This window comes from Cesiribacter andamanensis AMV16 (assembly GCF_000348925.1).
In the GTDB taxonomy this organism is placed as follows: Bacteria; Bacteroidota; Bacteroidia; order Cytophagales; family Cyclobacteriaceae; genus Cesiribacter; species Cesiribacter andamanensis.
In genome coordinates this window covers 1-13,529 of record NZ_AODQ01000037.1, presented here as the reverse complement: position 1 = coordinate 13,529, position 13,529 = coordinate 1, and the positions used below count along the sequence as shown (strand labels likewise).

General features: G+C 55.1%; 13 protein-coding genes. 11 read left to right on the top strand and 2 right to left on the bottom strand.

Going from position 1 to position 13,529, the window contains the following annotated elements; genetic code table 11:
• Positions 1 to 9 precede the first annotated feature (9 nt).
• The 9 genes from ADICEAN_RS08770 (at position 10) to ADICEAN_RS08730 (ending at position 10,874) form a co-directional block, all read left to right on the top strand.
• Entirely contained in the window at positions 10 to 600 is a 591-nt protein-coding gene (locus ADICEAN_RS08770; RefSeq protein WP_009195220.1) for a cytochrome c oxidase subunit 3, read from the top strand.
• A 33-nt stretch (positions 601 to 633) separates the two neighbouring features.
• Positions 634 to 1,389, top strand: coding sequence for a cytochrome c oxidase subunit 3 (locus ADICEAN_RS08765; RefSeq protein ID WP_009195219.1), 756 nt, complete (start codon positions 634 to 636; stop codon positions 1,387 to 1,389).
• A 19-nt stretch (positions 1,390 to 1,408) separates the two neighbouring features.
• Entirely contained in the window at positions 1,409 to 1,741 is a 333-nt protein-coding gene (locus tag ADICEAN_RS08760; protein WP_009195218.1) for a cytochrome C oxidase subunit IV family protein, read from the top strand.
• A 96-nt stretch (positions 1,742 to 1,837) separates the two neighbouring features.
• The gene (locus tag ADICEAN_RS08755; protein ID WP_009195217.1) at positions 1,838 to 2,485 is read left to right on the top strand and encodes an SCO family protein; all 648 of its coding nucleotides are present in this window, start codon (positions 1,838 to 1,840) and stop codon (positions 2,483 to 2,485) included.
• A 1-nt stretch (position 2,486) separates the two neighbouring features.
• Complete coding sequence (locus ADICEAN_RS08750; protein ID WP_009195216.1) at positions 2,487 to 3,077, top strand: DUF420 domain-containing protein; 591 nt, start codon at positions 2,487 to 2,489, stop codon at positions 3,075 to 3,077.
• Between the two features lie 5 nt (positions 3,078 to 3,082).
• The gene (locus ADICEAN_RS08745) at positions 3,083 to 3,358 is read left to right on the top strand and encodes a hypothetical protein (protein ID WP_009195215.1); all 276 of its coding nucleotides are present in this window, start codon (positions 3,083 to 3,085) and stop codon (positions 3,356 to 3,358) included.
• Complete coding sequence (locus tag ADICEAN_RS08740; RefSeq protein ID WP_009195214.1) at positions 3,318 to 3,713, top strand: DUF983 domain-containing protein; 396 nt, start codon at positions 3,318 to 3,320, stop codon at positions 3,711 to 3,713. The genes ADICEAN_RS08745 and ADICEAN_RS08740 overlap by 41 nt, the downstream gene beginning before the upstream one ends.
• Before the next feature lie 6 nt (positions 3,714 to 3,719).
• The gene (locus tag ADICEAN_RS08735) at positions 3,720 to 7,403 is read left to right on the top strand and encodes a sensor histidine kinase (RefSeq protein ID WP_009195213.1); all 3,684 of its coding nucleotides are present in this window, start codon (positions 3,720 to 3,722) and stop codon (positions 7,401 to 7,403) included.
• Positions 7,404 to 10,874, top strand: coding sequence for a hypothetical protein (locus ADICEAN_RS08730; RefSeq protein ID WP_161622678.1), 3,471 nt, complete (start codon positions 7,404 to 7,406; stop codon positions 10,872 to 10,874). It begins immediately after the preceding gene.
• A gap of 39 nt (positions 10,875 to 10,913) precedes the next feature.
• On the opposite strand, the gene ADICEAN_RS08725 is transcribed toward ADICEAN_RS08730, so the two are convergent.
• Positions 10,914 to 11,678: an ABC transporter ATP-binding protein gene (locus ADICEAN_RS08725; protein ID WP_009195211.1), complete on the bottom strand. Its 765-nt coding sequence runs from the start codon at positions 11,676 to 11,678 to the stop codon at positions 10,914 to 10,916.
• Positions 11,679 to 11,708: 30 nt separating this feature from the next.
• Positions 11,709 to 12,440 carry an MlaE family ABC transporter permease gene (locus ADICEAN_RS08720; protein WP_040396583.1) on the bottom strand — a complete coding sequence of 244 codons (732 nt, stop codon included), beginning with the start codon at positions 12,438 to 12,440 and terminating at the stop codon, positions 11,709 to 11,711.
• Between the two features lie 79 nt (positions 12,441 to 12,519).
• Between ADICEAN_RS08720 and ADICEAN_RS08715 the strand changes: the two genes are divergently transcribed.
• A complete protein-coding gene (locus tag ADICEAN_RS08715; protein WP_009195209.1) occupies positions 12,520 to 13,242 on the top strand; it encodes an SDR family oxidoreductase in 723 nt (240 codons plus the stop codon).
• A 70-nt stretch (positions 13,243 to 13,312) separates the two neighbouring features.
• Positions 13,313 to 13,529 (top strand): flavodoxin-dependent (E)-4-hydroxy-3-methylbut-2-enyl-diphosphate synthase (locus tag ADICEAN_RS08710; protein ID WP_040396582.1); only part of this gene is annotated, 217 nt, incomplete at its 3' end.

Here is a 13,529-nt window from a genome sequence, read left to right as displayed (position 1 = left end):
GAGAAGAATATGCAACATACCCAATTTCTGCAGCCGGATCAGCAGCCCTTACAGCCGCTGGCCATGCATCCCCGTAAGTTCATTGTCTGGCTGTTCATGGTATCCATCTTTATGATGTTTGCCGGCTGGACCAGCGCCTTTCTGGTAGCCCGTTCCGAAGGGGATGTGCTGAACATTGAACTGCCCAGCCTGTTTACCATTTCAACTGTGCTGCTGGTGATCAGCAGCGTAACCATGCACCTGGCCATCCGCTCTGCCCGCCGGGACAATCTGCAGGGGCTGAAACTTTTTCTGGGCATTACCCTTGCCCTGGGTGTAGTCTTCCTGGCAGCGCAGTGGACTGGTTTTGCGCGCTTTATGGAAATGGACATCTATTTTGTAGGTGGTACGGCCGTGCAAAGCTTTATGTACGTATTGCCTTTTATGCACGGGCTGCATATTATTGCGGGGCTAATTTTTGTAGGTCTTGTTTTATACCGGGCTTACCGCTTCAAGGTGCACAGCAAAAACATGCTGTCACTGGAAATGTGCGCAACCTTCTGGCATTTTTTAGATGCCCTTTGGCTATATTTGTTCCTGTTTTTGACGCTGAACGCTTAATCTTAACCTGATAATAACCCTTTACCTGATTCTATGGCAACCAAATCCGTTACCTTAGATAAACCAATGCGGAGCGTGTGGGATGGCGGTGAATCGCCCATGAAGGCCAGTTATGGCAAGCTCATGATGTGGTTTTTCCTGCTCTCCGATGCGTTTACCTTTTCGGCCCTGCTGATCTCCTATGGCATGATCCGCTACAGCAACCCCGCCAATGTGAGCGCGGCTACCGATGCGGGCTACCGTGCCTCCCAGAGCGAGTGGCCCATTCCGGATATGGTTTTCAACGCGGTTCCCTTTTTACATGGCGTGCACCTGCCGCTGGTATTTGTGGGCATCATGACGTTTATTCTGATCATGAGTAGCGTAACCATGGTACTTGCCGTAGAAGCCGGCCACCGCATGGACCGCCGTGCCGTAGAAAAATACCTGCTCTGGACCATTATTGGAGGTGCTACCTTTCTTGGCTGCCAGGCCTGGGAGTGGAGCCACTTTATACACGGAACCGATGAGGGCATTCTGCTGGCCGATGGCACCCGTTTCTTTGGCGCCAACCTGTACATGAATGAATATGGTCCTCAGCTCTTTGCTGACCTCTTCTTCTTTATCACTGGTTTTCATGGTACCCACGTATTCAGCGGCATTGTGCTGCTGGTACTGATTTTCTTTAATGCCGCTACAGGGGTGTATGAACGCCGTGGCCATTACGAGATGGTTGAAAAAGTGGGCCTGTACTGGCACTTTGTAGACCTGGTGTGGGTATTTGTATTTACTTTCTTCTACTTGATCTAATCGCATAAACCATACGTCCATGGCTCATCACGAACACGACGAAGTGGTGGTAACACCTCAACCTGCCGATAAGGCCCATATCCGCAAAATCTGGATGACTGCCCTGATCCTGGGGGTGGTAACAGCAATAGAATTCCTTATTGCCTTTACCGTTGATAATGCAACCTTCCGGATTGCGGTATTCATAGGCCTTACCATTGTAAAAGCCTTTTACATTGTGGCGGAATTCATGCACATGAAGTATGAAACAAAGTCACTCATCTGGAGTATTCTCATTCCCACCATCTTCATCATCTGGCTGATCATAGCCCTGCTGGTGGAAGGCGGCGAAGTACTAGACGCCAGATTTTAGGGATAAAGAGCCGGTTCTGCCGGCTTTTTTCTTGTCTGCCCTAAATTATTCCAGCGCCGGCTGTGTTTAGTTGATGGCTCCACATTGATCTTCTCTATGCGCAAGACGTTTATCATTCTCCTCTTTATGCTGGTTCCGGTCAGCATCATTCTGTTTCTTCATGGCTTTGGAGACAATAAGTTTGAAGTACCGGTCTACTATGGCAATGCGGCCGATATGTCGTCAGATTTGTGTGTATTTCCTGAAGGACAGCACTACATACCCCCTTTCCGGTTTACCGACCAGCAGGAGGCCGAGGTGACCGAAGCCTGGCTTACGGGCAAGCTTACTGTAGTGGACTTTATCTTTACCAACTGCCCCACCATCTGTCCGGCTATGTCTACCCAAATGGCGCGGGTGCAGGAAGCCTTTAGGGGAGATGCGCAGGTGCAGTTCCTGTCGGTTACGGTAGATCCCGAACGGGATACGCCATCGGTACTGGCAGCCTATGCCGAGCGGGTAGGGGCCGACCAGGGCCGCTGGCGCTTTGTGACCGGCGCCAAGCCCGAGCTGTATGAGCTGGCGCGCTGCGGCTTTCTGCTGCCGGTGCAGGAGGGCGATGGGGGGGAAGAAGATTTCATCCACAGCAACCGCCTGGTACTGGTAGATGCCCAGCGCCGCATACGGGGCTATTACGAGGGCGACGACCGCAAAGAGGTAGACCGCCTGGTGAAAGAAATTCAAATTATTAAAGCGGAAGAATAAGATGGCTGATCTGCTCTATCCTCGTAACGAAAAATACATTCTGCGTACCATCATTGCGGTATCGGTGGTGGTGCCCCTGCTGGTGGCGGCCCTGCTGTTTACCCCCATGAAGCTGGGCCTGCCCCTGGAACTGGTGACGCGCCTCCCGTTTGTAAATGCCCTTATTAACAGCGCCACCTCTGTTTTGCTCATACTGGCCCTGCTGGCGGTGCGCAAAAAGAAGAACCGGCTACATAGTCAGTTGATGCTCAGTGCTATGGGGCTGGGTACTGTTTTTCTGGTTTCCTATGTGCTGTACCATGCCAGTGTGCCCTCAGTGGTGTATGGCGATGCCAACGGCGATGGGCTGCGGGATGCCGCAGAGCTTGCTGCTGTAGGAGGGGGGCTGTATGCCTATCTGGCCATTTTGCTTACACACATTGTATTGGCTGCCATTGTGCTTCCCTTTGTATTGATGGCGGCCTTTTTTGCGTTACAGGATAAGGTGATCCTGCACAGAAAAGTGGTAAAAGTGGCCTATCCGCTCTGGTTGTACGTAAGCATAAGCGGGGTGGTCGTATACTTGATGATCAGTCCGTACTATCCCTTTTAAGAATTATGAAGCAGGCTGTTATGGGTCGTATTAGTGTACTGGTAGTGTTCTTTCTGCTGCTGGCACAGGGGGTTAGCGCCCAGTGTTCTATGTGCCGGGCGCCGCTGGAGGGCAATGTCAGCGACGGGACCTTTCTGCTGACCAGCGAAAACCTCAATGCCGGCATTACGCTGCTCTTTGTTACGCCTTATCTGCTGATAGGGGCAGTAGCACTCTTCTGGTATTTAAACGCCCGCAAACATGCCCGAAATCTCAACGGCCGAGGCTATTCTCAAGGCTAAATGCCCGCGCTGTCACATTGGGGATATCTACAAGCATCCTGCCCTGCATACGGGCTTTAGCCAGACCCATAAGACCTGCCCGCACTGTGGCCTGATGTACGAGCAGGAGCCCGGTTTCTTTTTTGGCGCCATGTACATCAGCTATGCCTTTGCAGTGGCTATTTTGCTGGGAACTTCCTTTGTGTTATATTTTGGATTCAATGATCCGCCAACCTGGGTCTACATGCTGGCCGTACCGCTGGTAACCCTGCTGTTTGTACCCTTCAGCTTCCGGTATTCCAGGGTATTGTACCTGTATGCCTTTGGCGGTATTCGCTACGACCGTTCCTTTGCCAGGGACCGATCGAATCCCTGATTGCCCATGCCCATCCGCACGCCTCGCAGGCTACAGTTTCTTCCGGTTCTGATCCTGTTGGCAGGCCTGCTGGCCTGGTGGGGTGCTGTTGCCCTGGCGCCTGCACCAGATGTTCAGATCAGCAAAGCCCTTGAAAGAGAAAGTCTGCGCATTGAGCACATGCTCCGGCAGATTGAGCAGGTGCTGCAGGAGAACCGCCAGAACCCCTTTTCGGCCCTGCCGCAGCCTGAGCAGTATCCCTATTATATCTTTGCCAATGGCACCCCCTGGTACTGGTCTGATTACCATCTTTTGCCTCCCTTCAGCGCGCTGCTTTCACCCCAGCCGGTGCAGTTTCTTAGCCTGCCCGATGGGCAGTACCTGAGCTACAAACGGGAGCTTACACTCCAAAGCACTCCCTATTCTATTTTTGTGCTGCTGCCCCTGCAAAGCAGCATGCTGGAGCCCCAGCTTGGGCTGCGCTATAATCCGGATGTCTTCTCAGGCCCGGCTTTTTCACTCAGCAGCACAGCTGTGGCCGGCTTTCAGCCCCTGCACCTCCCTAACTCAACTCAACCCCTTTTCCACATTGCCCTTCTGCCCGGCTATGAGCCCGGGGCTATCCTGATCAAAGAAATAGCAGCCTGGGGTATACTGCTGGGTTTTCTGGGCGTAGCCCTGCTGTTCTGGTTCCGGGGGAGAAGGGCAGCTTTGGGAAGCAGAGCCTTCTGGCTGTACGTGTCTTTGTTTGTTGCCATCAGAGTACTGATGCTGGTGCTGGACCTGCCGTATAAGGTTTACCCCCTGCGGATCTTCAATCCACAGCATTATGCATCCTCCAGCCTCATGCCCTCCCTGGGCGATTTTCTACTCAATGTGCTCTTTGCGGTAGGCAGTGTACTGTTACTGTGGCCCCACCGTTCCTGGCTGATGCAGCGCCTGGAGCGCCCGTCCTATGCGCGCATCACCAAGTTTGGGGTGCTGGTCTTTGTGCTGCTGGTGCTGCTGCTGCACTACCTGCTGATGCGGCTGCTGTTTTTCCATGCCCAGTTTTCGCTGGATATTACCACCAGCATCAGCCTTACGGATCTGAAGGTACTGGCCTGGTCGGTAGTGGCCATGGCTTCTCTTTTATTCTTTTTGCTGGCGCATCCGGGGCTGGTATGGCTACGCAGCCAGTCCTTTACCCGGGGCGAAATGATCATAGCAGGAGGTATCGTAGCGCTGGCCGCAGTGGTATTATACGCGTATTCACTGGCCAGCCTGCTGCTGTTGCTGGCGGGCGGGTTGTACCTGATGCTTTACCGCAGGCTACAGCCCCGCTACCCGGCTCCCCGCCTGAATTATGCGCTGTTTATCTACCTCTTTGCAGCCTCGGTGGTTTGTGCGCTGTCGGCTTCCCTGGCCCTGCACAGCCACCGCAAAGCCGGCCTGTTGCTGGAAAAGGAGCGGCTGGCTACCCAGATCCTGACCGAACGGGATCTGGTAGGGGAGTACCTGCTTTCTGAAACTTCCCGCAACATTCAGGGTGATCCATTTATCATCAACCGTTTTTTAAGCCCGCTCTTTAGCAAGGAAGGCATTGAGCAGAAAATTCGCCGCCAGTACCTGGGCCGGTATTTCGATAAATATGAGGTAACGATCCGCCTGTTTGGCCTGGATGGCAATCCGCTTATGAACCAGCCGGCAGGCTCCTACCACAGCTTGCACCAGCAGGCCCGGCAGGAGGGGGAGGCCACAACCTATGAGGGGCTGATCCGCCTGCAGGGCGATGGAGCTGTAGACTACCGCTACAAGCAGTTTGTTGCCGTCAGCTACCAGGGCTCGGCCATTGGCTATGTGATGCTGGACCTGAAACTGAAGCGTTACCAGCCCCGCACGGTCTATCCCGAGCTGTTTCTGGGGCAGCAGGAACCAGTATTTGAGCGCAATAACTATGCGGTTTACCTCAACGGCCGCCTGCGCTTTGATGCCGGCGATTTTGATTACCTGCACATTTTCCCGCCGCAGCTGCTGGAAGATGAGGAGCTGTATGAAAAGGGGGTGTTCATAGGAGGCTACCACCACTATGCCCAGCGAGGCGAGGGTAACCGTATAGTGGTGGTCTCCAGCCAGGCACAGCCCTGGAGCTTTCTGTATGCCAATTTTTCCTTTCTGCTCCTGATGCTGCTCTTTTTCATTACCGCCTATGTGTTACTGTATGTGCTCTACAGGGGCCTGCCCATGCGCTACCTTAACTTTACCACCAAAATTCAGCTTTACCTGAACTTTGCCATTTTTCTGCCGCTGCTCATCATTACCCTTTCTACGCTCAGCCTCATCAGCACCAGTTACCGCCGGGAAACGGAGCAACAGTATGTTGAAACCGCCGAAAGCATTGGCCGGGGGCTGTCCGATCAGTTACGCGAATACCAGATGGGGTACCTGGACCGCGATGTGCTTAATAGTACCCTGGACCGGGTGGCACGCTTTACTGAGACGGACATTCACCTGTTTGATACCCGGGGCATGCTGCAGGCCACCAGCCAGCCGGAGATCTACCAGAAAAATTACCTGGCCCCGGTCATAAATCCGCAGGCCCAGGCCGAAATTGTGGAGCAGCGCCACCGGCAGGTGATCCTTACCGAAACGGTGGGGCGCCTACAGTACCGCTCCACCTATGTGGCCGTGCGCAACAATACCGACGGACAGCTGCTGGGTATCCTGAGCATTCCCTTTTTTGATTCGGGCTATATGCTGCAGCGACAACTATCGGCCATTTTTTCCAATACAGTTTCTATTTTTGCTACCCTTTTTCTGGTGCTGCTGCTCCTGCTGTATGTGCTCTCCAAGGAATTGACGGCCCCCCTGCGCTATATAGCCGAGCGCCTGCGCCTTATAAGCCTTACCGGCAAGAATGAACCCCTGAGCTGGCCCACCGAAGATGAGATTGGCCTGCTGGTGCGGGAATATAACCTCATGCTCATTAACCTTCAGGCCAGTAAAGAAGCCTTATCCCGTACCGAAAAAGAGTCGGCCTGGCGGGAAATGGCCAAGCAGGTGGCCCACGAGATCAAGAACCCCCTTACCCCCATGCGCCTGAACCTGCAGCACCTCAGTCGCCGCCTGCAGCATTCGCTGGATGGGGAGCAGCAGGAAAAGGTTAATCGCTCCTTTCAGTCCATCCTGGACCAGATTGATACCCTGAGCGATATTGCCACTTCCTTCTCTACCTTTGCTCAAATGCCTGTGCTGCGCCAGGACCAGTTTGATGTGGCCGAGCTGTTGCGCAAGGTGGTGCGCCTCTATGCCAATGAGCAGGCCAGCCAGATCCATGCCCAGATAGCCGATGGGCAGTGGATGGTGCAGGGCGATGAGCAGTTGATGCAGCGTACCTTCAATAACCTGATCCTGAATGGCATACAGGCTGTGCCGCCCCAGCGTACCCCCCTGCTGCAGGTAAGCCTGCAGGCTGCCCGGTCAGGGGGGAAAGTGCTGATAAAAATAAAGGACAATGGAAGCGGCATTCCAGAAACTATCCGTAATAAAGTATTTGTTCCTAACTTTAGTACAAAAAGTAGCGGTTCGGGACTGGGGCTTGCCATTGCAAAACGCGGAATTGAGCATGCCGGTGGCAGCATCTGGTTTGATAGCCATACCGAAACCCAGCAGGAGAGCCGCAGCGATGAAGCAGGGACCACCTTCTTCATGGAATTGCCATTGGTTACCTGAATGCGGATACTCCGGCTTATGTGCTGCCTGCTGGCGCTCCCCCTGTTTGCCCATGCGCAGACAGCGCCAGCACCTGTGTGCCGCTGGATTAGGCCTGCTGCCCAGCCCCTGCTGCTCGATAGCCTCACCGTTTTACCGCAAAGCATCCGCCTGGCCGACTCTACCATACAGTGGACCTACCAGCCCACCACCGGCCTGCTGCACTTTAACAAGCCCTCCCTGCCAGACTCGCTCCTGATCTGTTATCAGACCCTGGCCTATAGCCTGCACCAGCCTGTATACAGGCGCACCCTGGCCGAATACGATTCCCTGGCCCCCTTTAAGAAGAAGCCCAAAACCGATGAGTTTGGCTGGAAAGAAGAGGAGCTTTTTGCCTCAGACGATATTGAGAAAAGCGGCAGCATCAGCCGGGGCATTAGTTTTGGCAATACCCAGGACCTGTTTGTTCAATCGGCCCTTAACCTGCAACTGGAGGGGCAGCTGACGGATAAGATTGGCCTGCGGGCTTCCATCTCGGATCAGAACGTCCCCTTTCAGCCCGATGGCAATACCCAAAACCTGCAGGAATTTGATAAGGTGTTTGTAGAGCTCTATACCGACAGCAGCCGCCTGACGGCCGGCGATCTGCAGCTGCGTACCGCCATGGGCAGTTTTTTGCGGTATCAGCGCAATGTACAGGGTCTTTCCTTTGGTACCACGGCCTCCTGGCTGGGCAGGGGCAAGAGCGAAACCAGCCTGGGCATAGCTGCAGCAAGGGGGCAGTTTACCGCTGTAGAACTGGAGCCGGTAGAGGGGATGCTGGGCCCCTATCGCCTCTCGGGGCCCAATGGGCAGGGCTACGTTATGGTACTGGCCAATTCTGAGCGGGTGTTTCTGGATGGCCGCCCCCTGGTGAGGGGCTATCAGAACGATTACATCATTGATTATAACCTGGGCGAGATCTCGTTTACCCCCGGCACCATCATTACCCGCTACTCCCGCATCCGGGTAGAATATGAATATGCCGATCAGCAGTACCGCCGGGGCATCCTCAGCGGCAGCCATCAGCAGCAGCTGGGCAAACTGGAGCTGTTCACCAGCTTCTACCAGGAAAAAGACAACCGCCACCAAACCCTTTTCTTTGACCTGACCGAAGAAGACATGCTGCGCCTGAGTGCAGCCGGCGATATCCAGGCCAACCTCTGGTCGCCGGCAGTAGATAGCCTGGGCTACTCGGCCGATCTGCTGCTCTACCTGCAAAAAGATACCCTGGACAGCAGCGGGCTGCCGGTACGGATCTATGCGTACAGCACCGATGAAAGCCGGGCCTTTTACCGCCTTGGCTTTACCCAGGTAGGGCAGGGGCAAGGCAATTACGTACTACAGGAGATTACTCCCAAGGGCAGGGTATACCAGTGGGTAAGCCCTGTGAATGGGGTGCCGCAGGGGGCGTTTGAGCCGGTGCGCCTGCTACAGCCTCCCCGCAAAAAACAGGTAGTGGCTGCAGGAGCCAGTTATGCCATGGGCCGCTGGGGAAAGCTCTATACCGAAGCGGCCCTGTCTGAATTTGACCAGAACCTCTTTAGCGAGCTGGATGAAGGGGATGATAAGGGCCTGGCTCTTAAAAGCGGCTATGCGCTGGAGGGGCTCCCCGTCTTTTTTGATCCGGCCTGGCACTGGAAGGCCGGGATGGAGTACGAGCTGACCAATCAGAACTTTACCCCCATTGATCGCTTTCGGGCCGTGGAATATGACCGTTACTGGGGCCTGCTGCCCCAGCAGGGCTTTGGCGTGCAGCCGCAGGCCTACCCGGCAGATGATCACCTGATCAGCCTGTGGGCCGGGCTGGAGAAAAATGCCGGCAACCGCCTGCACTACCGCCTGCGCAACCGCCAGCTGCAGGGGCTGGTCAATGGGTGGCAGCACGAGGTGGAGGCCGCCAAAACACTAGGGATCTGGGCGGGCTCTGCCGCCTATTTTGGCATGAAGAATGAGCAGGACCAGCAGCACATCCGCTGGGAGCGCCTGCAGCTGGAGCAGTGGCTAAACCTGCCCTATGTGGTGCCGGGCTGGGCCTACCAGCAGGAGCATAACACCTATTATCAACCCCAGACCGATTCGGTCACCAACTCGGCCCAGTACTTTAGCGAGCACCGCTTTTACCTGCGCAATCCTGCTGAAAGCGCCGGGCGCTACCTGCTGGAATACAGCCTGCGCCAGGACAAAGCCCCCTTCAGGGGAGAAATGGCCCAGGCCAATGATGCCCGCATGCTACGGGCCCAGTGGTATACCGATCCGGAAAAAGCCAACCAGCTGGGCATCCAGATGAGCTACCGCCACAGCGAGGTGCTGCTGGAAAATCAGCAGGACGATAATGAGGAGCGTATCCTCACCGGCCAGCTGCAGTGGCGCAACCAGGCCTGGCAGGGAGCCATTCGCCAGCAGCTGCTCTACAGTGCCGGCAGCGGGCGGGAGCTGCGCCGCGACTATGTCTATGTAAAGGTGCCCACCGGCCAGGGAACCCACATCTGGCGGGACAACAATGGCGATGGCGAGCAGCAGCTGGAAGAGTTCTTTGAAGCCGTGCTGCCCGATGAGAAGCAGTACATTCGCATCCTGCTGCCCAGCAGCGAGCTTACCCAGGCCTACACCACCGAGCTGCAGTACCGCCTCAATGCCAACAGCCCCCAGGCCTGGCGGGACAGGGGGGGACTTTGGAAACCCCTGAGCGAACTCTCAGCTGTGCTGAGCATACGGCTGAACCAGAAACTGACCGAGGCCAGCACCTGGCAGCGCTTTTTTCCGGCAGCCACCGAGCTGGCCGATGCCAGCCTGCTGCACCAGCGCCAGCAGTGGCAGGCCGCACTCTTTTACAACCGCAGCAATCCGGTATGGGGGCTAGAAGGGGGGCTTAGCCAGCAGACCCGCAAACAGCTGCTCAGCGGAGGCTTTGAAACAGGCAATACGGCCCATTACCACCTGGCTGGCCGCCGCAGCTTTACCCGCAGCTGGAACCTGCGCCTACAGCTGAGCCAGGGTGAGCAAAAAGATGTGTCTGATTTCCTGGGCGAGCAGCGCTTCCGGGTGCAGTACTGGGGAGCTGAGCCCCAGATTACCTGGCGCCCCCTTCAGCAGCTGGAGTTTGACCTGAGCGGGCGGTACCGGCACAAGGAAAACCGGCTTTGGAAACAGTCGGGCGAAGAAGCCCTGGTAAAGGAGCTGGGACTGGGCTTTCTGGTGAGCCGGCAACTGACCACTTCGCTCAGGGGGCAGGTAAAACTGGTAGAGATCGATTTTGTGGGCAGTGCCAATACCCCTGTGGGCTATGCCCTGCTGGAAGCGCTGCGGCCCGGTAGCAACTGGACCTGGAACCTGCAGCTGCAGCAGCGCATTATGCGGGGCCTGCAGCTGAACATGCTCTACGATGGCCGCCAGTCAGAGGGTGCCCCCATGGTGCACACCGGCCGCATGATGCTGCGGGCCCTGTTTTAAGATAATAAGGATGGTACGGGGCAGCCTTGGCAGAAGATCTTATGCAGCTTCGTCTTCGTTTTTCTTAAACGACTTGGCCAGCTTGTTGGCAAACACAAAATCATTCAGCTCAGGCACATCGGTGCTCAGAATCTGGTCTTTGTTGCCTTCCCAGAGCTTGTGCCCCTTAAACAGAAAAATGATGTGGTCGCCAATGCCCATTACCGAATTCATGTCGTGGGTAACAATTACTGTGGTAATGCCCAGTTCCTGGGTGATCTCGGCTATCAGATCATCCACCACAATCGAGGTTTGAGGGTCAAGGCCACTGTTGGGCTCGTCTACAAACAGGTACTTGATATCGCCCACAATGGCGCGCGCCAGGGCTACCCGCTTGCGCATACCGCCACTCAGCTCGGAGGGCATCTTTTTGTTCTGTCCCTCCAGACCCACGCGCTGCAGGCACCAGTTTACCCGGTCCAGCTTTTCGGCATAGGCTTTGCCCTTTAGCATGTCCAGCGGAAACATCACATTTTGCTCAACCGTTTTGGAATCAAACAGGGCCCCGGCCTGAAAAAGCATGCCTATGTCCTGCCGCACTGCAGTACGCAGGTCTTTATCCCCTTTGGTAAAATTGCGCTCGTCGTAGATCACCTCCCCCTCATCGGGTTCAACCAGGCCTACCAGGATTTTCAGCAGCACACTTTTGCCCGTACCACTGGCGCCAATGATCAGGTTGGTTTTGCCCGGTTTAAACGAGCCGCTTACCCCTTTGAGCACTTCTTTATCGCCAAAGGCTTTCTTGATGTTCTTGAATTCGATCATAACAGACTAGTAAACGCCAGCAGCCGGACTTTAGTTAAGCATGATCTCGGCCAGCAGATAATCGGCAACCAGAATGGCAATGCAGGAGGTAGTAACCGCTTTGGTGCTGCTTTCGCCCACCTCCAGGGCGCCCCCCTGGGTGTAATACCCCTTGTAAGAAGAAATGGAGCTTACCAGAAAAGCAAATACAACCGATTTTACCAGCATAAAGGTGATGGTAAACTCATTGAAGCCAAAGCGAATGCCATATATGTAGTCCTGTGCCGTAGAGAGGCCGCTGAGCGTAGCGGCCAGAAAGCCTCCATAGAGTGAGAGAAAAGCAGCCAGGATCACCAGCATGGGGTACATGATCATGGAGGCCAGGATCTTGGGAAACACCAGGTAGCTTACCGAGTTGATGCCCATCACCTCCAGCGCATCAATCTGATCGGTTATGCGCATAGTACCCAGCTGGCCGGCAATGTTGGAGCCAACCTTGCCTGCAAATACAATGGCCGTAATGGTAGGGGCCAGCTCCAGAATGGTCATGTCCCGCACAATGTTGCCAATGATGTAGTCTTCGATCAGGGGGCTTACAATGTTATAGGCCGTTTGCACAGCCGTAACCGCCCCTATAAAGGTAGAGACAATGGCCACAATAATGATGGAGCCTACCCCGATGCTGATGGCCTCGTCGATAAACAGACGAAAATAGGTACGCACCGATTCCATGTTGTTGAACATGGAGCCCAAAAAAAGAACATAACGGCCAAGGGATTTCATGCAGCAGCTGGCTACTTTAGGGGTACGAAATTACAAGTATGCACCAAAAATACGTTAAAAGCCTGTATATTTCGAGAAAATGAGCAATTCCAGCAAAAATGGCCTAATCGTTATTACCGGCGGCACCAAGGGCATTGGCCGGGCCCTGGTAGAACGCTTCTGTAGCGAAGCCTATACCGTTATTACCTGCAGCCGCAATGAACTGGATCTGGACGATCTGCAGCAGGAGATGCAGGAGCACTATCCCGCTGCCGTCCTGCACACCGTGGTGGCTGATCTGAGCCAGCGCGAATATGTGAACCTGTTTGCGGAAGCCGTGCTGGACCTGAGCCTGCCGCTAGATGTGCTCATCAACAACACAGGGGTTTTTGTGCCCGGGCAGATCCAGTCCGAGACCGAGGGGGTGCTGGAGCAAACCATGCAGACCAATGTGTACTCGGCCTACCACCTTACGCGCAGCCTGCTACCCGCCATGCTGTCAACAAAGGGGGGGCACATCTTCAACATCTGCTCCACCGCCAGCATAACCGCCTATACCAACGGAGGCTCCTACTGCATCAGCAAATTTGCCCTGCTGGGCTTTTCCAAGGTGCTGCGGGCAGAGCTTAAGGAAAAAGGCATCCGGGTTACATCGGTATTGCCCGGCGCTACGTATACAGCCTCCTGGGAGGGGGTAGACCTGCCCGAGGAGCGCTTTATGCCGGCCGAAGATGTGGCCGAGCTGATCTGGAGCTGCTGGCAGCTAAGCCCCCGCTCCGTAGTAGAAGAAATTTTACTGCGTCCGCAGCTGGGCGATCTGTAAGCGCGAACCAAAGCCCCTGCCACTACCGTTACCCCATTAGTTATTCACCAAACCTCTGCTGCCCTACAGCATGAACTCAGTCCAACAGCACATCCAGCAGCTTAAGCACTATTGCACTAGCCTAACCCAGTATAACCGCCGCCTGAGCCGCGAGGTATACATAGGCGACCTACCCATGGGGGGGCATAACCCCATTCGGGTACAGTCCATGACCACCCTGGATACCATGGACACCCGTGGCAGTGTGGAGCAGACCATTCGCATGGTAGAGGCCGGCTGCGAGTATG